The 20,644-nt window shown below is 63.5% G+C and carries 22 protein-coding genes; all 22 read right to left on the bottom strand.

The features are described 5' to 3' along the window. Positions 1-6 precede the first annotated feature (6 nt). The 22 genes from rpsH to rpoB all read right to left on the bottom strand — a co-directional run bounded on the left by rpsH (position 7) and on the right by rpoB (position 20,528). Positions 7-405, bottom strand: a complete 399-nt coding sequence (gene rpsH / locus H9Q09_RS01440; RefSeq protein WP_009209721.1) for a 30S ribosomal protein S8 — start codon at positions 403-405, stop codon at positions 7-9. Positions 406-417: 12 nt separating this feature from the next. Continuing rightward, positions 418-723 carry a 30S ribosomal protein S14 gene (gene rpsN, locus H9Q09_RS01435; RefSeq protein ID WP_009209722.1) on the bottom strand — a complete coding sequence of 102 codons (306 nt, stop codon included), beginning with the start codon at positions 721-723 and terminating at the stop codon, positions 418-420. 25 nt (positions 724-748) lie between these two features. Beyond that, on the bottom strand, positions 749-1,312 hold the full coding sequence (gene rplE / locus H9Q09_RS01430; RefSeq protein WP_024351696.1) for a 50S ribosomal protein L5: 564 nt from the start codon (positions 1,310-1,312) through the stop codon (positions 749-751). Beyond that, positions 1,305-1,619 carry a 50S ribosomal protein L24 gene (gene rplX, locus H9Q09_RS01425; RefSeq protein WP_009209724.1) on the bottom strand — a complete coding sequence of 105 codons (315 nt, stop codon included), beginning with the start codon at positions 1,617-1,619 and terminating at the stop codon, positions 1,305-1,307. The genes rplE and rplX overlap by 8 nt, the downstream gene beginning before the upstream one ends. 15 nt (positions 1,620-1,634) lie before the next feature. Beyond that, positions 1,635-2,003: a 50S ribosomal protein L14 gene (gene rplN, locus H9Q09_RS01420; RefSeq protein WP_009209725.1), complete on the bottom strand. Its 369-nt coding sequence runs from the start codon at positions 2,001-2,003 to the stop codon at positions 1,635-1,637. A gap of 62 nt (positions 2,004-2,065) precedes the next feature. Then, the gene (rpsQ, locus tag H9Q09_RS01415) at positions 2,066-2,314 is read right to left on the bottom strand and encodes a 30S ribosomal protein S17 (RefSeq protein WP_024351695.1); all 249 of its coding nucleotides are present in this window, start codon (positions 2,312-2,314) and stop codon (positions 2,066-2,068) included. 10 nt (positions 2,315-2,324) lie between these two features. After that, entirely contained in the window at positions 2,325-2,525 is a 201-nt protein-coding gene (rpmC, locus tag H9Q09_RS01410) for a 50S ribosomal protein L29 (RefSeq protein ID WP_009209726.1), read from the bottom strand. Positions 2,526-2,536: 11 nt separating this feature from the next. Next, the gene (rplP, locus tag H9Q09_RS01405; protein WP_009209727.1) at positions 2,537-2,950 is read right to left on the bottom strand and encodes a 50S ribosomal protein L16; all 414 of its coding nucleotides are present in this window, start codon (positions 2,948-2,950) and stop codon (positions 2,537-2,539) included. 27 nt (positions 2,951-2,977) lie between these two features. Beyond that, entirely contained in the window at positions 2,978-3,685 is a 708-nt protein-coding gene (gene rpsC, locus H9Q09_RS01400) for a 30S ribosomal protein S3 (protein WP_009209728.1), read from the bottom strand. Further along, positions 3,685-4,074 (bottom strand): 50S ribosomal protein L22, encoded by a 390-nt coding sequence (rplV, locus tag H9Q09_RS01395; protein ID WP_187389603.1) that lies wholly within the window; start codon positions 4,072-4,074, stop codon positions 3,685-3,687. Before rplV ends, rpsC begins: the two co-directional genes overlap by 1 nt. Positions 4,075-4,076: 2 nt before the next feature. Then, entirely contained in the window at positions 4,077-4,355 is a 279-nt protein-coding gene (gene rpsS, locus H9Q09_RS01390) for a 30S ribosomal protein S19 (protein WP_024351694.1), read from the bottom strand. A gap of 12 nt (positions 4,356-4,367) precedes the next feature. Then, positions 4,368-5,204 (bottom strand): 50S ribosomal protein L2, encoded by an 837-nt coding sequence (gene rplB, locus H9Q09_RS01385; protein WP_009209730.1) that lies wholly within the window; start codon positions 5,202-5,204, stop codon positions 4,368-4,370. A 23-nt stretch (positions 5,205-5,227) separates the two neighbouring features. Next, positions 5,228-5,521 (bottom strand): 50S ribosomal protein L23, encoded by a 294-nt coding sequence (locus H9Q09_RS01380; RefSeq protein ID WP_024351693.1) that lies wholly within the window; start codon positions 5,519-5,521, stop codon positions 5,228-5,230. Further along, positions 5,518-6,138, bottom strand: coding sequence for a 50S ribosomal protein L4 (gene rplD / locus H9Q09_RS01375; RefSeq protein WP_187389602.1), 621 nt, complete (start codon positions 6,136-6,138; stop codon positions 5,518-5,520). The genes H9Q09_RS01380 and rplD overlap by 4 nt, the downstream gene beginning before the upstream one ends. Then, a complete protein-coding gene (gene rplC / locus H9Q09_RS01370; protein WP_024351692.1) occupies positions 6,138-6,863 on the bottom strand; it encodes a 50S ribosomal protein L3 in 726 nt (241 codons plus the stop codon). Before rplC ends, rplD begins: the two co-directional genes overlap by 1 nt. Before the next feature lie 25 nt (positions 6,864-6,888). Continuing rightward, positions 6,889-7,197, bottom strand: coding sequence for a 30S ribosomal protein S10 (gene rpsJ, locus H9Q09_RS01365; RefSeq protein ID WP_006205468.1), 309 nt, complete (start codon positions 7,195-7,197; stop codon positions 6,889-6,891). A 166-nt stretch (positions 7,198-7,363) separates the two neighbouring features. Continuing rightward, positions 7,364-8,539: an elongation factor Tu gene (tuf, locus tag H9Q09_RS01360; RefSeq protein ID WP_060577032.1), complete on the bottom strand. Its 1,176-nt coding sequence runs from the start codon at positions 8,537-8,539 to the stop codon at positions 7,364-7,366. A 63-nt stretch (positions 8,540-8,602) separates the two neighbouring features. Further along, the gene (gene fusA / locus H9Q09_RS01355) at positions 8,603-10,693 is read right to left on the bottom strand and encodes an elongation factor G (RefSeq protein WP_187389601.1); all 2,091 of its coding nucleotides are present in this window, start codon (positions 10,691-10,693) and stop codon (positions 8,603-8,605) included. Between the two features lie 30 nt (positions 10,694-10,723). After that, complete coding sequence (gene rpsG / locus H9Q09_RS01350) at positions 10,724-11,194, bottom strand: 30S ribosomal protein S7 (protein WP_009209735.1); 471 nt, start codon at positions 11,192-11,194, stop codon at positions 10,724-10,726. A gap of 31 nt (positions 11,195-11,225) precedes the next feature. Beyond that, complete coding sequence (rpsL, locus tag H9Q09_RS01345) at positions 11,226-11,597, bottom strand: 30S ribosomal protein S12 (protein WP_009209736.1); 372 nt, start codon at positions 11,595-11,597, stop codon at positions 11,226-11,228. Positions 11,598-12,021: 424 nt separating this feature from the next. Beyond that, the gene (rpoC, locus tag H9Q09_RS01340) at positions 12,022-16,218 is read right to left on the bottom strand and encodes a DNA-directed RNA polymerase subunit beta' (protein WP_024352401.1); all 4,197 of its coding nucleotides are present in this window, start codon (positions 16,216-16,218) and stop codon (positions 12,022-12,024) included. A 140-nt stretch (positions 16,219-16,358) separates the two neighbouring features. Beyond that, the gene (gene rpoB / locus H9Q09_RS01335) at positions 16,359-20,528 is read right to left on the bottom strand and encodes a DNA-directed RNA polymerase subunit beta (protein ID WP_187389600.1); all 4,170 of its coding nucleotides are present in this window, start codon (positions 20,526-20,528) and stop codon (positions 16,359-16,361) included. Positions 20,529-20,644 lie beyond the last annotated feature (116 nt).

Genomic DNA, 20,644 nt, shown 5'->3' with positions numbered 1-20,644 from the left:
GCCGCGTCAGAAGACGCGGCAGAGCACCTCGCCGCCGACATTCTGTTCACGGGCGCTATGGTCGGCCATGACGCCCTTCGGCGTCGACAGGACCGAGATGCCCAGACCGTTCGCGACCTGCGGAATCGTCTTGGCCGACACATAGACGCGACGACCAGGCTTCGAGACGCGGGCGATCTCCCGGATGACGGGTCCGCCTTCGTAGTACTTCAGCTCGATTTCGTACTCGGACTTGCCGGCAACGAACTCGGTCTGGGTGTAGCCACGGATGTAGCCCTCGTCCTTGAGGACGTCGAGCACACGGCCGCGCAGCTTCGACGCGGGCGTCGTCACCGAGGACTTGTTGCGCATGATGGCGTTGCGGATACGGGTCAGCATATCGCCGAGCGGATCAGACAAAGACATGTCTATACCTCCTTACCAGCTCGACTTCACGATACCGGGGATCTGGCCGTTGTTGCCCAGGTCCCGGAGCGCAATGCGGCTCATCTTCAGCTTGCGATAGTAGGCGCGCGGACGGCCCGTCACCTCGCAGCGGTTACGAATGCGAACCTTCGACCCGTTCCGCGGCAGTTCCGCGAGCTGGAGCTGCGCCTGAAATCGCTCTTCCATGGGGGCGTCGGCATTCTTGGTGATCGCCTTCAGAGCAGCCCGCTTGGCGGCGTATTTCGCCACCATCTTCTGACGGTGCTTGTTCTGCTCGATCATGCCCTTTTTGGCCATTATCTCGTCCTTTGCTCGTCAGCCGTTACTGGCGGAACGGGAAGTTGAACGCTGTCAGCAGCGCCCGGGCTTCGTCGTCGGTGTTCGCCGTCGTACAGACGATGATGTCCATGCCCCACATCTGATCAACCTTGTCGTAGTTGATCTCCGGGAACACGATGTGCTCCTTGACGCCCATGGCGAAATTGCCACGACCGTCGAAGCTCTTCGGGTTCAGGCCGCGGAAGTCGCGGACACGCGGCAGTGCGATCTGCACCAGCCGGTCCATGAACTCGTACATGCGGTCCTTGCGCAGCGTGACCTTGGCGCCGATCGGCATGCCTTCGCGGACCTTGAAGCCTGCGATGGAGTTGCGCGCATAGGTGATGACCGGCTTCTGGCCCGCGATGCGGCCCAGGTCCTCGGCAGCGACCGTCGGCTTCTTGGAGTCGGCAGTTGCCTCGCCGACGCCCATGTTGATGACGATCTTGTCGACGCGCGGGACCTGCATCTCGTTCTGATACGAGAACTGGTCCTGAAGCGTCTTGCGGACCTCTTCGCGATAGACGCGCTTGAGGCGCGGCTCGTAAGCGGTTTCCGTATCAGCCATTGATCTGCTCTCCCGAGCGCTTGGCGACGCGCACCTTGGTGCCATCGTCGAGTACCTTGAAGCCGACGCGGGTCGCCTTGCCGTCCTTCGGGTCAGCGACCGCCAGGTTGGAAAGCTGAATGCCGGCTTCCTTGTTGATGATGCCGGCTTCCTGGGAAGCGGTCTGACGCTGGTGGCGCTTGATCATGTTGATCCCACGCACCAATGCACGACCGTCCTTCGGCATCACCTTAATGACTTCACCCGACCGGCCCTTGTCCTTGCCGGCGAGCACGACGACCGTGTCGCCCTTGCGGATCTTCTGCATCGTCCGCTCTCCTTCTTACAGAACTTCGGGGGCCAGCGAGACGATCTTCATGTGGTTCTTGCCGCGAAGCTCGCGGGGAACCGGGCCGAAGATACGGGTGCCGACCGGCTCTTTCTTGTTGTCGATCAGGACCGCGGCGTTCGAATCGAACCGGATCACCGAACCGTCGGCGCGGCGGATGTCCTTGGCGGTACGTACCACCACGGCCTTCATCACGTCGCCCTTCTTCACACGGCCCCGCGGAATTGCCTCCTTCACGGAAACGACGATGATGTCGCCGACCGAGGCATATTTCCGCTTCGAGCCGCCCAATACCTTGATGCACATGACACGACGCGCACCGGAGTTATCCGCGACGTCGAGGTTTGTTTGCATCTGAATCATGTCAGACCGCCTTCAAAGCTTGCTGCCGGGGTGCGCATAACGCGCGCGTCCCGGCCAAATCATCAACTGGCTGCTGCCGCTTCGCTCGAAACGACGATCCAGCTCTTGTCGCGCGAGATCGGCCGCGTCTCCTCGATGGAGACGATGTCGCCGACCTTGTACTGATTGCTCTCGTCGTGCGCCTTGTACTTCTTGGTACGGCGCACGGTCTTCTTGAACAGCGGGTGGGTGAAGCGACGCTCCACCAGGACCACTACCGTCTTGTCGTTCTTGTCGGAGACGACGGTCCCCTGCAGGATACGTTTGGGCATATTCTCGTCCTCAGGCCTTGGCCTCGCCCGCCTTCAGGCGAGAAATCGTCTTGATCCGCGCGATGTCGCGGCGCACCTTGCGCACGCGGGCGGTGTTCTCGAGCTGACCCGTGGCACGCTGGAAGCGCAGGTTGAACTGCTCCTTCTTCAGCTTGGCGAGCTCGTCGGTGAGTTCGTCCTGGGTCATTGTCTTGACGTCGGAAGCTTTCACTTCAAACTCTCCTATTCGGCAATGCGCTGAATGAAGCGCGTACGGATCGGCAGCTTGGCCGCGCCGAGACGAAGCGCCTCGCGGGCCGTCGTCTCGTCGACACCGTCGATCTCGAAGACCACGCGGCCGGGATGCACCCGCGCCGCCCAATAGTCAACGGACCCCTTGCCCTTACCCATGCGGACTTCGGTCGGCTTGGAGGTCACGGGCAGGTCCGGGAAGATCCGGATCCACACGCGGCCCTGGCGCTTCATCTGGCGGGTGATCGCGCGGCGGGCCGCCTCGATCTGACGCGCGGTGACCCGCTCTGGTTCCATCGCCTTCAATCCGAAGGCGCCGAAATTAAGGCCGGTTCCGCCTTTTGCGGTACCGTGAATGCGTCCCTTGAACGCCTTCCGGTACTTTGTGCGCTTTGGCTGCAGCATCTTATGTCACTCCGAATTCGATAAGGCTCAGGCGTGCTCGCGACGACGACCGCCGCCGCCCTGACCCTCGCCTTCGACCTGACGGCGCTCGGAGGCCATCGGGTCGTGCTCGAGAATCTCGCCCTTGAATATCCAGACCTTGACGCCGCAGATGCCGTAGGCCGTCTTGGCTTCGGCAGTCCCGTAGTCAATGTCGGCGCGCAGCGTGTGCAGCGGCACCCGGCCTTCGCGGTACCATTCGGTGCGCGCGATCTCCGCGCCGCCGAGACGGCCACCGCAATTGATGCGGATGCCTTCCGCGCCGAGGCGCATGGCGGACTGGACGGCACGCTTCATCGCACGGCGGAACGCCACGCGGCGCTCGAGCTGCTGGGCGATGGACTGAGCCACCAGGGTCGCATCGGTCTCGGGCTTGCGCACCTCGACGATGTTGATGTGCGTCTCGGCGTTGGTCATCGCGGCGAGCTTCTTGCGAAGCTTCTCGATGTCGGCGCCCTTCTTGCCGATGACGATGCCCGGACGCGCCGAGTGGATCGTGATACGGCACTTCTTGTGCGGACGCTCGATGACGATCTTGGAGACCGCGGCCTGCTTCAGCTCGTTGAGCAGATAGGCGCGGATCTTCAGATCCTCGTGCAGCAGGTGACCGTACTCGCCGGTGTTCGCATACCAGCGCGAATCCCAGGTGCGGTTGATGCCGAGCCGAAAACCGGTCGGATTGATCTTCTGACCCATTATGCGGCCTCCTCGATTGCGGCGATCTCGCGCACGACGATCGTCAGATGCGAGAACGGCTTCTCGACGCGGCTGGCACGACCGCGACCGCGGGCATGAAAGCGCTTCATCGTGATCGACTTGCCGACATAAGCCTCGGCGACGACCAGCGAATCGACGTCGAGATCATGGTTGTTCTCGGCGTTGGCGATGGCGCTTTCCAGCGTCTTCTTGACCGTCTCGGCGATCCGCTTGCGCGAGAAGGTCAGGTCCGCGAGTGCGGCGTCGACCCTCTTGCCGCGGATCATCTGCGCGACGAGGTTCAGTTTTTGCGGGCTGACACGGATCGTCCGGGCGACCGCTCTCGCCTCGTTCTCCGACAGCCGACGTTCGGCTTTGGCCTTGCCCATTGCTACTTCCTCTTCGCCTTCTTGTCGGCGCCGTGGCCGTAATAGGTGCGGGTCGGAGCGAACTCGCCGAACTTGTGTCCGACCATATCCTCGTTGACCGACACCGGAATGTGCTTCGAGCCGTTGTAGACGCCGAAGGTCTGACCGACGAACTGGGGCAGGATCGTCGAACGACGGCTCCAGATCTTGATCACATCGTTGCGGCCGCTCTCGCGCCCCTTCTCGGCTTTCTTGAGAAGGTAGCCATCGACGAACGGACCCTTCCAGACGGAACGTGTCATGAAGAAATCCTCTTACTTCTTGCGCTGATGGCGCGAGCGCATGATGAACTTGTCAGTCGACTTGTTCTGGCGGGTACGTTTGCCCTTGGTCGGCTTGCCCCACGGCGAAACCGGGTGACGACCACCGGACGTACGACCTTCACCACCACCATGCGGGTGATCGACGGGGTTCATCACGACACCGCGAACGTGCGGGCGACGACCCAGCCAGCGCGAACGACCAGCCTTGCCGAGGTTGATGTTCGAGTGATCGGCGTTGGAGACCGCGCCGACCGTCGCGAGACAGGACGACGGGACCAGGCGCTGCTCGCCCGAATTCAGGCGCAGGATCGCCAGACCCGAGTCACGACCGACGAGCTGCGCATAGGCGCCAGCCGAACGGGCGATCTGACCACCCTTTTCCGGCTTCATCTCGACGTTGTGGACGATCGTGCCGACCGGCATGGCCGACAGCGGCATCGCGTTGCCCGGCTTGACGTCGACGCCGGACAGGCCCGAGATCACCGTGTCGCCGGCAGCCACGCGCTGCGGCGCCAGGATGTAGGCGAACTCGCCATCCTCGTACTTCAGCAGCGCGATGAAGGCGGTGCGGTTCGGATCGTACTCGATCCGCTCGACCGTCGCCGACACGTCAAACTTGCGACGCTTGAAGTCGATGATGCGGTAGGTCCGCTTGTGACCGCCGCCCTGGTAGCGAGCCGTGACGCGACCGGCATTGTTGCGGCCGCCCTTCTGGCTGAGGCCCTCGGTCAACTGCTTGACCGGCTTGCCCTTCCAGAGGCCCGAGCGATCGACGATGACCAGCTGACGCTGGCTCGGCGTGTTCGGTTTGAAATTCTTAAGTGCCATTGCCTAGCTCCCTCCGGTCCCGATCAAAGACCGGTCGAGACGTCGATGGACTGGCCTTCGGCCAACGTCACGACGGCTTTTTTCTGATCGCTCTGGCGGCCGATGCGGCCACGGAAGCGCTTGACCTTGCCCTTGCGGACCATGGTGTTGACGGCGGTCACCTTGACATTGAAGAGCGCCTCGACGGCGGCCTTGATGTCCGGCTTGGTCGCCGTCCCCGGGACGTTGAAGACCACCTGGTTGTTGTCGGACAGAAGCGTCGACTTTTCGGTGATCACCGGGCTCGTGATGACGTCGTAATGGCGCAGATCGGTCATTTGAACCGCTCCTCGAGAGCCTCGACCGCAGCCTTCGACAGAACAAGCGTCTGGCGGCGGAGAATGTCGTAGACGTTGATGCCCTGAACCGGCAGCACGTCCATTTGCGGGATGTTGCGAGCCGAGCGCGTGAAGTTCGCGTCGAGCTCCGCACCACCGATGAACAGCGCGTTGGTCAGGCCCAGATCGGCGAAGGTCTTGACCATCGCCTTGGTCTTGCCTTCGGCAGCCTTCAGCTCGTCGATGACGACGATGCCGCCCGACTTGGCCTTGGCCGACAGCGCATGGCGCAGGGCAAGGGCCCGCACCTTCTTCGGCAGGTCATGCGCATGGCTGCGCGAGACCGGACCGTGGGCCTTGCCACCACCGCGGAACTGCGGCGCACGCGCCGAGCCGTGACGGGCACGACCGGTGCCCTTCTGGCGGTACAGCTTGGCGCCGGTCCGTGCGATTTCCGCACGGCCGAGGGTCTGGTGGGAGCCCTGCTGGCGCTTGGCCAGCTGCCAGCGAACCATGCGCTGAAGAATGTCTTCGCGCGGCTCGAGACCGAAGATGTCGTCGGCCAGGGTCGCCGTGCCGGCGTCGTTGCCGTCGAGGCTTTTGATCGTAACGTCCATTATTCCGCTCCCTCGGAAGCGTCCGCGGTCTCGACAGCAGCACCGTTTCCGGCGTTGCGGAGCGCGGCCGGCTTCGGCGCGTTGTCGGGCAGCGACGCCTTCACGGCGTCACGAATTTCGATCCAGCCACCCTTGGAGCCCGGGACGGCGCCACGAACCAGGATCAGGCCCTTCTCGGGATCGGTGCGCACGACCTGCAGGTTCTGCGTGGTCACGCGGACGTCGCCCATATGGCCGGCCATCTTCTTGTTCTTGAAGACCTTGCCGGGATCCTGACGCTGACCGGTCGAACCGTGCGAACGGTGCGAGACGGACACGCCGTGGGTGGCGCGCAGGCCGCCGAAGTTGTGGCGCTTCATGGCGCCGGCGAAGCCCTTACCGATCGAGGTGCCGGTCACGTCGACCATCTGGCCCGGCACGAAGTGCTCGGCCGTGATCTCGGCACCGACGTCGATCATGTTGTCGTCCGACACGCGGAACTCGACGAGCTTGCGCTTCGGTTCGACCGAAGCCTGGGCAAACACGCCGCGCATCGGCTTGGACGTGTTCTTGACCTTGGCGAGGCCAGCGCCGACCTGGACGGCGGTGTAACCGTTCTTTTCCTTGGTCCGCTGGGCGACGACCTGGAGGTTCTCGACCTTCAGGACGGTGACCGGAACATGCTCACCGACGTCGTTGTAGACGCGGGTCATGCCGACCTTCTGTGCTATCACACCTGAACGCATGGGCGTTATCCTTCCCGTGCTCGGATCAGAGCTTGATCTCGACATCAACGCCGGCGGCGAGGTCGAGCTTCATGAGCGCATCAACCGTCTGCGGCGTCGGATCGACAATGTCGAGGAGCCGCTTGTGGGTGCGCATTTCGAACTGCTCGCGCGACTTCTTGTCGACGTGCGGCGAACGGTTCACGGTAAACTTTTCGATCCGCGTCGGCAGCGGGATCGGCCCCCGCACATTCGCGCCGGTGCGCTTAGCGGTCGACACGATCTCGCGGGTCGACGCATCGAGAACCCGGTGATCGAACGCCTTGAGGCGGATGCGGATATTCTGGCCGTTCATTTTATTCGTCCTCTCGTCGGAGACCACCGGCGCGGCGGCGCTTTCCGAGCGCTTGTCTTGTCAAAGCAGCCAATGTCGCGCGGGGCGAACCCCGGCTCGCCCGCGGGGGGGCAAAGAACCGGGGACGCCGCTCTCAAGCGTGCGGCGTCCCCGAGATCGCGTCGTCCTACTCGATGATCGAGGCGACGATGCCGGCGCCGACGGTGCGGCCGCCTTCGCGGATGGCGAAGCGCAGCTTGTCTTCCATCGCGATCGGCACGATCAGCGTCACGTCCATCGTCACGTTGTCGCCCGGCATCACCATCTCGGTGCCCTCGGGGAGCGTGCACACGCCGGTCACGTCCGTCGTGCGGAAGTAGAACTGCGGGCGGTAGTTGGTGAAGAACGGCGTATGACGGCCACCCTCTTCCTTCGTCAGGATGTAGGCCTCGGCCATGAAGCGCGTGTGCGGCTTCACCGAACCCGGCTTGCACAGGACCTGACCGCGCTCGACGCCTTCACGATCGACACCGCGAACCAGCGCGCCGATGTTGTCGCCGGCCTGGCCCTGGTCGAGCAGCTTGCGGAACATCTCGACGCCGGTCACCGTCGTCTTCTTGGTGTCGCGGATGCCGACGATCTCGACTTCCTCGCCGACCTTGACGATGCCGCGCTCGACGCGGCCGGTCACCACCGTGCCACGACCCGAGATCGAGAACACGTCCTCGATCGGCATCAGGAACGGCTGGTCGACCGGACGCTCCGGGGTCGGGATATAGGCGTCGACTTCCTTCATCAGCTCACGCACCGCGTCCTCGCCGATCTCCTTGTTGGAGTCCTCGAGGGCGGCCAGCGCCGAGCCCTTGATGATCGGAATGTCGTCACCCGGGAAATCGTAGGACGACAGCAGCTCGCGAACCTCGAGCTCAACCAGCTCCAGGAGCTCGGCGTCGTCGACCTGGTCGACCTTGTTCAGGAACACCACGATCGCCGGCACGCCGACCTGGCGGGCCAGGAGGATGTGCTCGCGGGTCTGCGGCATCGGGCCGTCGGCGGCCGAGCACACCAGGATCGCGCCGTCCATCTGCGCGGCACCGGTGATCATGTTCTTCACGTAGTCGGCATGGCCCGGGCAGTCGACATGGGCGTAGTGACGGGCTTCCGTCTCGTACTCCACATGCGCCGTCGAGATCGTGATGCCGCGCGCCTTCTCTTCCGGCGCCGCGTCGATCATGTCGTACGCACGGTACTCGCCGAAGTACTTCGTGATCGCCGCCGTCAGCGACGTCTTGCCATGGTCAACGTGACCGATCGTGCCGATGTTCACATGCGGCTTGTTGCGCTCGAATTTGCTCTTGGCCATCTTGCCACTCCGTTTGTCTAGTCCGGGCTCAGGGAGCCCTATTCGTCTCGAAGCCGTTCGCGATCAGGCGAACTTCTTCTGGATCTCGTCAGCGACCTGGTTCGGAACCTGCTCGTAGTGATCGAACTGCATCGTGTACTGGGCGCGGCCCTGGGACATCGAGCGGAGCTGGTTCACGTAACCGAACATGTTGGCCAGCGGGACCATGGCGTTGACGACCTGCGCGATGCCGCGCGGCTCGGTGCCCTGGATCTGACCACGCCGCGAGTTCAAGTCGCCGATGACATCGCCGACGTAATCCTCAGGCGTCACAACCTCGACCTTCATCACCGGCTCCAGCAGGCGCGGACCGGCCTTCTGGATGGCTTCGCGGAACGCCGCACGGGAGGCGATCTCGAAGGCTAGGACCGAGGAGTCGACGTCATGGTAAGCACCGTCGAGGAGCTCGGCCTTGATGTCGACCATCGGGAAGCCCGCAAGCGGACCCGCACCGAGGACGGACTGGATGCCCTTCTGGACGCCCGGGATGTATTCCTTCGGCACGGCGCCGCCGACGATCTTCGACTCGAAGGAGAACCCTTCGCCGATCTCGGCCGGCTCGAACACAAGCTTGACGCGGGCGAACTGACCCGTACCACCGGTCTGCTTCTTGTGGGTGTAGTCCACCTCGGCCTTCCGCGTGATCGTCTCGCGGTATGCCACCTGCGGTGCACCGATATTCGCCTCGACCTTGAACTCCCGCTTCATGCGGTCGACCAGGATGTCGAGGTGAAGCTCACCCATGCCGGCGATGATCGTCTGGCCGGATTCCTCGTCGGTCTTGACGCGGAAGGACGGATCCTCGGCTGCCAGGCGGTTGAGCGCGAGGCCCATCTTCTCCTGGTCGCCCTTGGTCTTCGGCTCGATCGCGATCTCGATGACCGGATCGGGGAATTCCATGCGCTCGAGAATGACCGGCTTCAGCGGATCGCAGAGCGTGTCGCCCGTGGTGGTCTCCTTGAGACCGGCCAGCGCCACGATGTCGCCTGCATACGCCTCTTCGATGTCCTCACGCGAGTTGGAGTGCATCTGCAGCATGCGGCCGACGCGCTCGCGCTTGTCCTTCACCGTGTTCATCACCGAGGAGCCCTTGGTGAGGACACCCGAATAGATGCGGGCGAAGGTGAGCGAGCCGACGAACGGGTCGTTCATGATCTTGAAGGCCAGCATCGACAGCGGCTCGTCGTCCGACGACTTGCGGATCATCTCGCCATCGGTCTTCGGGTCGATACCCTTGATCGCCTGGACTTCGACCGGCGACGGCAGGAAGTCGACGACGGCGTCGAGCAGCGGCTGAACGCCCTTGTTCTTGAAGGCCGAGCCACACAGAACCGGGGTGAACCAGACGTCGCAGGTCCCCTTGCGGATCAGGCGACGCAGTTCATCATTGTCGGGCATCTCGCCTTCGAGATACTTCTCGGTGGCGGCTTCGTCGATCTCGACCGCAGCCTCGATCATCAGCTCGCGATATTCCTCGGCGCGATCCTTCAGATCGTCCGGGATCTCGACGATGTCCCACTCGGCACCGAGATTCTCGTTGCGCCAGACAAGCGCCTTCATCTCGATGAGGTCGACGACGCCCTTGAACTCGTTCTCGGCGCCGATCGGCAGCTGGATCACGACCGGACGCGCACCGAGGCGCGACTTGATCATCTCGACGCAGCGGTAGAAGTCGGCGCCGGTCTTGTCCATCTTGTTGACGAAGATCATGCGCGGGACATGATACTTGTCGGCCTGGCGCCAGACGGTCTCGGTCTGCGGCTCGACACCGGCATTGGCGTCGAGCAGTGCGATCGCACCGTCGAGCACACGGAGCGAACGCTCGACTTCAATGGTGAAGTCGACGTGGCCCGGGGTGTCGATGATGTTGAAGCGGCGCTTCTTGCCGTCGCGACCCTGCCAGAAGGTGGTCGTCGCAGCGGAGGTAATCGTGATGCCGCGCTCCTGCTCCTGCTCCATCCAGTCCATCGTCGCAGCGCCGTCGTGCACTTCGCCGATCTTGTGGGACTTGCCGGTGTAGAAGAGCACCCGCTCGGTCGTCGTCGTCTTTCCCGCATCGATGTGAGCCATGATGCCGAAATTACGGTAATCTTCGATCTTATAGTCGCGTGCCATCGGGCGTCGCCTTTCGGACAGAAGCTAGAATTACCAGCGGTAGTGCGAGAAGGCGCGGTTCGCTTCCGCCATGCGGTGCGTGTCTTCGCGCTTCTTCACGGCGGTACCGCGGTTGTTGGCGGCGTCCATGAGTTCGCCCGAAAGGCGATCGACCATGGTCGTCTCGTTGCGGTTACGGGCCGCAGTGATCAGCCAGCGAATGGCCAGTGCCTGACGGCGCTCCGGACGAACGTCGACCGGGACCTGGTAGGTCGCACCACCAACGCGGCGCGAACGGACTTCCACATGCGGCGAGATGTTCTCGAGCGCCTGGTGGAAGATCGCCACGGCGTCCTGGCGGGACTTCTCGTGGACGGCGTCGAACGCGCCATACACGATGCGCTCGGCAACCGACTTCTTGCCGTCATACATGACGGCATTCATGAACTTGGATACGATGAGATCGCCGAACTTCGGGTCCGGGTTGATCTCGCGCTTTTCGGCTCTGTGACGGCGGGACATTTATCGTCTCTTCCAGTGATCAGCGTTGGGCTTATTTCGGACGCTTGGCGCCGTACTTCGAACGCCGCTGCTTCCGGTTCTTGACACCCTGCGTGTCGAGCACGCCGCGAATGATGTGATAGCGAACGCCGGGAAGATCCTTCACGCGACCGCCGCGGATCATCACCACGGAGTGCTCCTGAAGGTTATGCCCCTCGCCCGGGATATAGCCGATCACCTCGTAACCGTTGACGAGGCGAACCTTGGCGACCTTACGCAGAGCCGAGTTCGGCTTCTTCGGGGTCGTCGTATAAACTCGCGTGCAGACACCGCGCTTCTGCGGGTTCGCTTCGAGTGCCGGGACCGTATTGCGCTCGGTGGGACGTACGCGAGGCTTGCGGACAAGCTGGTTGATGGTCGGCATTCCAACCTTCCCTCTTCTTCCAAATCCAAAGTTCGAAACGAAGCAGCCCGCCCGTACATGGAGTGGACTTCTCCATGCACGAAACCGAGCATATCGTTCGCATGTATTGCGAACTGCCCGGCACGAAGCAGAGGACCGCCAGGGCGATCGTGCATACAGCGATGTGGCGTCTCGTTGAACGAAGCCTTGTTTGAAGCTCTGGATCCCGGACGCGGCGTCCTTGGGAAGAGTCGGCTTCACATCGGCTCTGTTGGAGGGCTATCTATCGATTCCCTCCCCCCTCGTCAACCCCGATCCCCCGGTCCTGCCGGAAAGCGCCAGCAGATTGCGGGCGCTCGCGCCGTGCAGCGCCGCATCAAGGCGTCAGAACGACAAAGGGCCGCCCTAAGGCGGCCCCTGAAGGTTGTTAACAGGCGGTTAAGGCCTATTCGGCCGGGTCGCTGACCGAGGTCAGCATCCGGTCGGTCTCGGCGACGTTGGCCGCCTTGCGGCGATCGTCGAGAATCAGGTCGTCGCGCGCCGTGGCGATGCGGCGGACCTGGGTCATGGTGCCACCGGTACCGGCCGGGATGAGTCGGCCGACGATGACGTTCTCCTTGAGGCCCTGCAGCGTGTCCGTCTTGCCGGCGACCGCAGCCTCGGTGAGCACCCGGGTCGTCTCCTGGAAGGAGGCAGCCGAGATGAAGGACGGGGTCTGCAGCGACGCCTTGGTGATGCCCAGCAGGACCGGATTGCCCGAGGCGGGACGCTTGCCCTCCTCGTTCAGACGCTCGTTCAGCTCCGCCAGCTCGATCCGGTCGACATGGTCGCCCGGAATGTAGCCGCTATCGCCGGATTCGACGATCTCGACCTTCTGCAGCATCTGCCGGACGATGACCTCGATGTGCTTGTCGTTGATCAGAACGCCCTGGAGCCGGTAGACCTCCTGGATCTCGTTGACGAGGTAGCTCGCGAGAGCCTCCACGCCGCGGATGGCCAGAATGTCGTGCGGTGCCGGGTTGCCGTCGAGGATGTAGTCGCCCTTCTCGATGACGTCGCCTTCCTGGAGATGGAACGGCTTGCCCTTCGGGATCAGGTACTCGACGGGCTCGGCGCCCTCCTCGTGCGGCTCGATGATGATCCGGCGCTTGTTCTTGTAGTCGCGCCCGAACTTCACCGTACCGTCGATCTCGGCGATGACCGCGTTGTCCTTCGGCTTGCGGGCCTCGAACAGCTCGGCGACGCGCGGCAGACCACCGGTGATGTCCTTGGTCTTGGCGCTTTCCATCGGAATACGCGACAGGACGTCACCAGCCGACACCCGCGTGCCCGGCTCGACCGACAGGATGGCGTCGACCGACTGGTAGTAGCGGGCATCGGAACCGCGCGGCAGCTTGAGAACCTCGCCGTCGTCGCCCTTGATGACCATCGCCGGCTTGAGGTCCTGACCGCGCGGGCTCGCCCGCCAGTCGATGACCGCACGCTTGGTGATGCCGGTGGCCTCGTCGGCCTGCTCGGACACCGAAATGCCGTCGACCAGATCCTCGAAGTCCACCGTACCGTCGAGCTCGGTGAGCACCGGGCGGGTATACGGGTCCCACTCGGCGACACGCTGGCCGCGCCGCACGGTATCGCCATCGTCCACATAGACGCGGCTGCCGTAGGTGACGCGATGCGAGGCCCGCTCCTTGCCCGCCTGATCCATGATCAGGATGGCCATGTTGCGGCCCATGGCGACCAGCTGGCCGTCGGAGTTGCGCACCACGTTTCGGTTGCGGATCTGCACCGTGCCTTCGTAGGACGCCTCGAGGAACGAGGAATCCACCACCTGCGCGGTGCCGCCCATGTGGAAGGTCCGCATGGTGAGCTGCGTGCCCGGCTCGCCGATCGACTGTGCGGCGATGACACCGACGGCCTCGCCCATGTTGACGGGCGTGCCACGGGCCAGATCGCGGCCGTAGCAGGTGCCGCAGATGCCGGTGCGGATTTCGCAGGTCAGCGCCGAACGGATGTTGATCGACTGGATGCCGGCCTTCTCGATGATCTCGACATCCGGCTCCTCGATGGTGACGCCACCCTTGACGATGACCTCACCGGTGAGCGGATGCACGATGTCCTCGAGCGCGGTCCGGCCCAACACGCGCTGGCCCAGCGATGCGACCACCTGGCCGGCATCGACGATCGGCTGCATCGTCAGACCCTTGTCGGTCCCGCAGTCGACCTGCGTGATGATGCAATCCTGCGCGACGTCGACGAGACGACGGGTCAGGTAACCCGAGTTGGCGGTCTTCAGGGCGGTGTCGGCCAGACCCTTACGGGCACCGTGGGTCGAGTTGAAGTACTCGAGAACGGTCAGGCCTTCCTTGAAGTTCGAGATGATCGGCGTCTCGATGATCTCGCCCGAAGGCTTGGTCATCAGGCCGCGCATCGCCGCCAGCTGACGCATCTGGGTCGGCGAACCACGCGCGCCCGAATGCGACATCATGTAGATCGAGTTCATCGGCTTCTGACGGCCGTCCTCGTTGAACTCGACGGCCTTAATGCGGGCCATCATCTCGTCGGCGATCTTGTCCGTGCACTTGGCCCAGGCGTCGACGACCTTGTTGTACTTCTCGCCCTGGGTGATCAGGCCGTCATTGTACTGCTGCTCGTATTCCTTCGCGAGCGCCTGGGTCTCGCCGATCATCTGCGGCTTGGTCTCGGGGATCAGCATGTCGTCCTTGCCGAACGAGATACCCGCGGTACAGGCATGGCGGAAGCCGAGCTGCATGATCCGGTCGCAGAAGATCACCGTCTCCTTCTGACCGCAGTGGCGATACACCTGATCGATCATCCGCGAGATGTTCTTCTTCGTCATCAGCTCGTTGCAGATGTCGAAGGGAACCTTGGCGTTCTTCGGCAGGATCTCGCCGATGAGCATGCGGCCCGGGGTGGTCTCGTAGATCTGCGAGACCGGGTTGCCCTCGGCGTCGATGGTCTTGAACCGGCCCTTGATCTTGGAGTGCAGCGTCACGGCGCCGGTGAACAGCGCCTGCTCCATCTCGCCGATGTCGGAGAAGGCCATGCCTTCGCCCGGCTCGTTCTCGTTCATGATCGACAGGTAGTACAGACCCAGCACCATGTCCTGCGACGGCACGATGATCGGCTGGCCGTTCGCCGGGTGCAGGATGTTGTTGGTCGACATCATCAGGACGCGGGCTTCGAGCTGCGCCTCGATCGACAGCGGCACGTGCACCGCCATCTGGTCACCGTCGAAGTCGGCGTTGAACGCCGTGCAGACCAGCGGGTGCAGCTGGATGGCCTTGCCCTCGATCAGCACCGGCTCGAACGCCTGGATGCCGAGACGGTGCAGCGTCGGCGCACGGTTCAGCAGGACCGGATGCTCGCGGATGACCTCGTCGAGGATGTCCCAGACTTCCGGACGCTCCTTCTCGACCAGCTTCTTGGCCTGCTTGACCGTGGACGAGAAGCCCTTGGCGTCGAGGCGCGCATAGATGAACGGCTTGAACAGCTCGAGGGCCATCTTCTTCGGCAGGCCGCACTGGTGCAGCTTCAGCTCCGGACCGGTCACGATGACCGAACGGCCGGAATAGTCGACGCGCTTGCCGAGCAGGTTCTGACGGAACCGGCCCTGCTTGCCCTTGAGCATGTCGGAGAGCGACTTCAGCGGGCGCTTGTTGGCACCCGTGATGACGCGGCCGCGACGGCCGTTGTCAAACAGCGCGTCGACGGACTCCTGCAGCATCCGCTTTTCGTTGCGGATGATGATGCCCGGTGCGCGCAGCTCGATCAGCCGCTTGAGACGGTTGTTCCGGTTGATGACGCGGCGATACAGGTCGTTGAGATCGGAGGTCGCGAAGCGGCCGCCGTCCAGCGGGACAAGCGGGCGCAGGTCCGGCGGGATCACCGGAACGACGCTCATGATCATCCATTCCGGCTTGTTGCCGGATTCCAGGAAGTTCTCGACGATCTTCAGCCGCTTCATCAGCTTCTTCGTCTTGAGCTCGGAGGTGGTCTCCGCGAGCTCCGAACGCAGATCGCCGGCGATCGTCTCGAGATCCATCGAGCCGAGCAGATCCTGGATCGCCTCGGCGCCGATCAGTGCCGTGAACGAATCCTCACCGAACTCGTCGGTGGCGATCATGTACTCTTCCTCGGACAGGAGCTGGTGCTCCTTCAGCGAGGTCAGGCCCGGCTCGGTGACGATGTAGTTCTCGAAATAGAGAACCCGCTCGATATCCTTGAGGGTCATGTCGAGCAGCGTGCCGATGCGGCTCGGCAGCGACTTCAGGAACCAGATGTGGGCGACCGGCGCGGCGAGCTCGATATGGCCCATGCGCTCGCGACGCACGCGCGAGAGGGTGACCTCGACGCCGCACTTTTCGCAGATGATGCCCTTGTACTTCATGCGCTTGTACTTGCCGCACAGGCACTCGTAGTCCTTGATCGGACCGAAGATGCGCGCGCAGAAAAGGCCGTCGCGCTCGGGCTTGAACGTACGGTAGTTGATCGTCTCGGGCTTCTTGATCTCGCCGAACGACCAGGAGAGGATCTTCTCAGGCGAGGCAAGCGAGATCCGGATCGAATCGAACGTCTGCGCAGCCACCTGCGGATTGAAGATGTTCATGACCTCTTGGTTCATGGCTTTTCTCCTTCTGGGGCGCCTGCCCCGGGCCGCGGCGGGGGTTACCGGCGGCGGCTCAAATTCTTCAATCGTCGAGGACCGGCGCCGAAGGGGCGCCGGCCCGGACCGCGGCGCGCCGCGGTCCTGTCATGAATGGCCTATTCGGCAGCGTCCGGCAGGTCGGCCGGAGCCGGCAGCTCGGCGGCGGAGTTCGCCAGATCGACGTCGAGGCCGAGCGAGCGCATTTCCTTGACCAGCACGTTGAAGCTCTCCGGGATGCCGGATTCGAACGCGTCGTCGCCGCGCACGATCGACTCGTAGACCTTGGTACGGCCCGCGACGTCGTCCGACTTCACCGTCAGCATCTCCTGCAGCGTGTAGGCCGCGCCGTATGCCTCGAGCGCCCAGACCTCCATCTCGCCGAAGCGCTGGCCACCGAACTGCGCCTTGCCGCCCAGCGGCTGCTGGGTCACGAGCGAGTACGGTCCGATCGAACGGGCGTGGATCTTGTCGTCCACCAGGTGGTGCAGCTTCAGCATGTAGATGTAGCCGACCGTGACCTGCCGATCGAAGGCTTCGCCGGTACGCCCGTCATAGAGCGTGACCTGGCCCGAGCCGTTCAGCCCAGCCCTCTCCAGCATCTCGACGATGTCCTGCTCGACCGCGCCGTCGAAGACCGGCGTGGCGATGGAGACGCCGCGCTTCATCTGCTTGGCCAGCGTCAGAACGCTTTCGTCGTCGTAGTTCTTCACCTTCTCGTTGCGATCGCTGTCGCCCAGCAGCCCGGCAATCTCGTCGCGCAGCGGCGAGACGTCCTTGCTGGTCTGGTAGGCCTCCAGCATGTCGCCGATTTTCCGGCCCATGCCGGCGCAGGCCCAACCCAGATGGGTCTCCAGGATCTGTCCGACATTCATGCGCGACGGCACGCCCAGCGGGTTCAGCACGATGTCGACATGGGTGCCGTCCGCATTGAACGGCATGTCTTCCACCGGCAGGATCCGCGAGACAACGCCCTTGTTGCCGTGACGGCCGGCCATCTTGTCGCCCGGCTGGATCTTGCGCTTGACGGCGACGAAGACCTTGACCTGCTTCATGACGCCCGGGGGCAGCTCGTCGCCGCGCTGGACCTTCTCGACCTTGTCCATGAACCGCTGCTCGAGGGTCTTCTTGGCTTCGTCATAGACGTTACGCAGATCCTCGAGAGCCGCCTGGGTCTTCTCGTCCTCGACGGCGAACATCCACCACTGCGACCGCGGGTATTCACCCATCGCCTCGGCGGTGATGACGGAGCCCTTCTTGAAGCCCTTCGGCGCCGCGACCGCAGCCTTGCCGTCGAGCATCTCGATCAGGCGACCGTAGACGTTGCGATCCAGGATCGCCTGCTCGTCGTCGCGGTCCTTGGCGAGGCGCTCGATCTCCTCGCGCTCGATCGCCATGGCGCGCTCGTCCTTCTCGACGCCGTGGCGGTTGAACACGCGAACCTCGACGACGGTGCCATAGGCGCCCGGAGGCATGCGGTTGGAGGTGTCGCGGACGTCGGACGCCTTCTCACCGAAGATGGCGCGCAGAAGCTTCTCTTCCGGCGTCATCGGGCTTTCGCCCTTCGGCGTGATCTTGCCGACCAGGATGTCGCCCGGCTGCACCTCGGCACCGATATAGACGATGCCGGCCTCGTCGAGGTTCTTCAGCGCCTCTTCCGAGACGTTCGGAATGTCGCGCGTGATCTCCTCGGGTCCAAGCTTGGTGTCACGCGCCATGACCTCGAACTCCTCGATGTGGATCGAGGTGAAGACGTCGTCGGCGACGATGCGCTCGGACAGGAGGATGGAATCCTCGTAGTTGTAGCCGTTCCACGGCATGAACGCGACGAGCACGTTCCGGCCGAGGGCGAGATCGCCCAGATCCGTCGACGGACCGTCGGCGATGATGTCGCCCTTCTCGACCCGGTCACCCACCGCGACCAGCGGACGCTGGTTGATGCAGGTGTTCTGGTTCGAGCGCTGGAACTTCATCAGACGATAGATGTCGACGCCGGACTTGCCGGCTTCCAGATCCTCGGTCGCCCGGATGACGATACGCGTCGCGTCGACCTGGTCGACGATGCCGGTGCGGCGGGCGCCGATGGCGGCACCCGAGTCGCGGGCCACGATCGGCTCCATGCCGGTGCCGACGAACGGCGCTTCGGCGCGCACCAGCGGCACAGCCTGACGCTGCATGTTCGAGCCCATCAGTGCGCGGTTCGCGTCATCGTTCTCGAGGAACGGAATGAGCGCGGCCGCGACCGACACGAGCTGCTTCGGCGAGACGTCCATCAGGTCGACATTGTCGCGCGGCGTCATGAAGACGTCGCCCTGGTGGCGGCAGACCACGAACTCGTTCTGGAACTGGTTGTCATCCGTCAGGATCGCGTTCGCCTGGGCGACGTGATGCTTGGATTCCTCCATGGCCGACAGATAGACGACGTCGTGGGTGACCACGCCATCGACCACCTTGCGGTACGGGCTCTCGATGAAGCCGTACTTGTTCACCCGCGCGAAGGTGGCGAGCGAGTTGATCAGTCCGATGTTCGGGCCTTCCGGCGTCTCGATCGGGCAGATACGGCCGTAATGGGTCGGATGCACGTCGCGGACTTCGAAGCCGGCGCGCTCGCGGGTCAGACCACCGGGTCCAAGCGCCGAGAGACGACGCTTGTGGGTGATTTCCGACAGCGGGTTGGTCTGGTCCATGAACTGCGAGAGCTGCGAGGAACCGAAGAACTCGCGCACGGCGGCGGCCGCCGGCTTGGCGTTGATCAGGTCCTGCGGCATGACGGTGTCGATCTCGACCGACGACATGCGCTCCTTGATCGCCCGCTCCATGCGCAGCAGACCGACGCGGTACTGGTTCTCCATCAGCTCGCCGACCGAGCGCACCCGGCGGTTGCCAAGATTGTCGATGTCGTCGATCTCGCCCTTGCCGTCGCGCAGGTCGACCAGCGTGCGCACGACCGCGAGGATGTCCTCCTTGCGCAGCACGCGCACGGTGTCCTCGGCGTCGACGTCGAGACGCATGTTCATCTTGACGCGGCCGACGGCCGACAGATCGTAGCGCTCGGAATCGAAGAACAGCGACTGGAACATCGCCTCGGCGGTTTCCATCGTCGGCGGCTCGCCCGGGCGCATGACCCGGTAGATGTCGAACAGCGCGTCCTGACGGCCTTCGTTCTTGTCCACCGCGAGGGTGTTGCGGATGTAGCCGCCGACATTGACGTGGTCGATGTCGAGAACGGTGAACTCGTCGTAGCCCGCATTGATCAGGTCGATCAGCGAACCCTTGCGCTCGCCGGTCTTGGCGTCGACGGTCATCTCCAGTTCCTGGCCGGCTTCGAGATAGATCTCGCCGGTCTCGGGATTGACGATGTCCTCGGCGATGTAGGAGCCGACCAGATCGTCCTCGGTCGCACGGAGCGCCTTGACGCCCTTCTCCTGCATCTGACGCGCCTGGCGCGCGGTGACCTTCTTGCCGGCCTCGACCAGCACTTCGCCGCTGTCGGCGTCGATCAGATCGACGACCGCACCCTGGCCGCGCACGCGCTCGACCGAGAAGGGAACGCGCCAGCCGTTCTTGTCCTTCTCGAACTTCACGGTGTCGTAGAAGGTCGACAGGATCTCTTCGCCATCCATGCCCAGCGCCATCAAGAGGCTGGTCACGGGGATCTTGCGGCGCCGGTCGATGCGCGCATGCACGACGTCCTTGGCGTCGAACTCGATGTCGAGCCAGGAACCGCGATAGGGAATGACGCGCGCCGCGAAGAGCAGCTTGCCCGACGAGTGGCTCTTGCCCTTGTCATGGTCGAAGAAGACGCCCGGCGAACGGTGCATCTGCGAGACGATGACGCGCTCGGTGCCGTTGACGATGAAGGTACCGTTCATCGTCATGAGCGGCATGTCGCCCATGTAGACGTCCTGCTCCTTGATGTCCTTGATGGACTTGGAGCCGGTGTCCTCGTCGACATCGAACACGATAAGGCGCAGCGTCACCTTCAGCGGCGCAGCATAGGTCAGATCGCGCTGACGGCATTCCTCGACATCGAATTTCGGCTGCTCGAACTCGTACTTGACGAATTCCAGCATGGCCTGGCCGGAGAAGTCGGAGATCGGGAAGACCGATTTGAAGACGGCCTGCAACCCTTCGTCCAGACGCCCGTTTACCGGCTCGTCCACCATCAGGAACTGATCGTAGGAGGCCTTCTGGACCTCGATCAGGTTCGGCATTTCGGCCACTTCGGGGATCGACCCGAAGAACTTGCGCACGCGCCTGCGACCGCTAAACGTCGTCGTCTGAGACATCGTCGCTCCTTCTCGTGATATCGCCCTCGACCAAAGGGCTGAAATTCCTCTGTCTCTCCGCCGAGAGACTCCGCTGCGCCCTGCGGCGGCAGCGACTGACCGATCTGTCGGGCGCT

Source organism: Aurantimonas sp. DM33-3 (assembly GCF_014334315.1).
Classification (GTDB): Bacteria; Pseudomonadota; Alphaproteobacteria; order Rhizobiales; family Rhizobiaceae; genus Aurantimonas; species Aurantimonas coralicida.
This window is presented reverse-complemented; position numbering and strand designations above follow the sequence as displayed.

What these genes read in the sequence shown, in the direction of transcription:
- rpsH (WP_009209721.1), bottom strand. Translation starts at nt 405, where the DNA reads ATGTCTTTGTCTGATCCGCTCGGCGATATGCTGACCCGTATCCGCAAC.
- rpsN (WP_009209722.1), bottom strand. Translation starts at nt 723, where the DNA reads ATGGCCAAAAAGGGCATGATCGAGCAGAACAAGCACCGTCAGAAGATG.
- rplE (WP_024351696.1), bottom strand. Translation starts at nt 1,312, where the DNA reads ATGGCTGATACGGAAACCGCTTACGAGCCGCGCCTCAAGCGCGTCTAT.
- rplX (WP_009209724.1), bottom strand. Translation starts at nt 1,619, where the DNA reads ATGCAGAAGATCCGCAAGGGCGACACGGTCGTCGTGCTCGCCGGCAAG.
- rplN (WP_009209725.1), bottom strand. Translation starts at nt 2,003, where the DNA reads ATGATTCAGATGCAAACAAACCTCGACGTCGCGGATAACTCCGGTGCG.
- rpsQ (WP_024351695.1), bottom strand. Translation starts at nt 2,314, where the DNA reads ATGCCCAAACGTATCCTGCAGGGGACCGTCGTCTCCGACAAGAACGAC.
- rplP (WP_009209727.1), bottom strand. Translation starts at nt 2,950, where the DNA reads ATGCTGCAGCCAAAGCGCACAAAGTACCGGAAGGCGTTCAAGGGACGC.
- rpsC (WP_009209728.1), bottom strand. Translation starts at nt 3,685, where the DNA reads ATGGGTCAGAAGATCAATCCGACCGGTTTTCGGCTCGGCATCAACCGC.
- rplV (WP_187389603.1), bottom strand. Translation starts at nt 4,074, where the DNA reads ATGGGCAAGGCCAAAGCCGAACGTCGGCTGTCGGAGAACGAGGCGAGA.
- rpsS (WP_024351694.1), bottom strand. Translation starts at nt 4,355, where the DNA reads ATGACACGTTCCGTCTGGAAGGGTCCGTTCGTCGATGGCTACCTTCTC.
- rplB (WP_009209730.1), bottom strand. Translation starts at nt 5,204, where the DNA reads ATGGCACTTAAGAATTTCAAACCGAACACGCCGAGCCAGCGTCAGCTG.
- H9Q09_RS01380 (WP_024351693.1), bottom strand. Translation starts at nt 5,521, where the DNA reads ATGACCGATCTGCGCCATTACGACGTCATCACGAGCCCGGTGATCACC.
- rplD (WP_187389602.1), bottom strand. Translation starts at nt 6,138, where the DNA reads ATGGACGTTACGATCAAAAGCCTCGACGGCAACGACGCCGGCACGGCG.
- rplC (WP_024351692.1), bottom strand. Translation starts at nt 6,863, where the DNA reads ATGCGTTCAGGTGTGATAGCACAGAAGGTCGGCATGACCCGCGTCTAC.
- rpsJ (WP_006205468.1), bottom strand. Translation starts at nt 7,197, where the DNA reads ATGAACGGCCAGAATATCCGCATCCGCCTCAAGGCGTTCGATCACCGG.
- tuf (WP_060577032.1), bottom strand. Translation starts at nt 8,539, where the DNA reads ATGGCCAAGAGCAAATTCGAGCGCAACAAGCCGCATGTGAACATCGGC.
- fusA (WP_187389601.1), bottom strand. Translation starts at nt 10,693, where the DNA reads ATGGCACGCGACTATAAGATCGAAGATTACCGTAATTTCGGCATCATG.
- rpsG (WP_009209735.1), bottom strand. Translation starts at nt 11,194, where the DNA reads ATGTCCCGCCGTCACAGAGCCGAAAAGCGCGAGATCAACCCGGACCCG.
- rpsL (WP_009209736.1), bottom strand. Translation starts at nt 11,597, where the DNA reads ATGCCGACCATCAACCAGCTTGTCCGCAAGCCTCGCGTACGTCCCACC.
- rpoC (WP_024352401.1), bottom strand. Translation starts at nt 16,218, where the DNA reads ATGAACCAAGAGGTCATGAACATCTTCAATCCGCAGGTGGCTGCGCAG.
- rpoB (WP_187389600.1), bottom strand. Translation starts at nt 20,528, where the DNA reads ATGTCTCAGACGACGACGTTTAGCGGTCGCAGGCGCGTGCGCAAGTTC.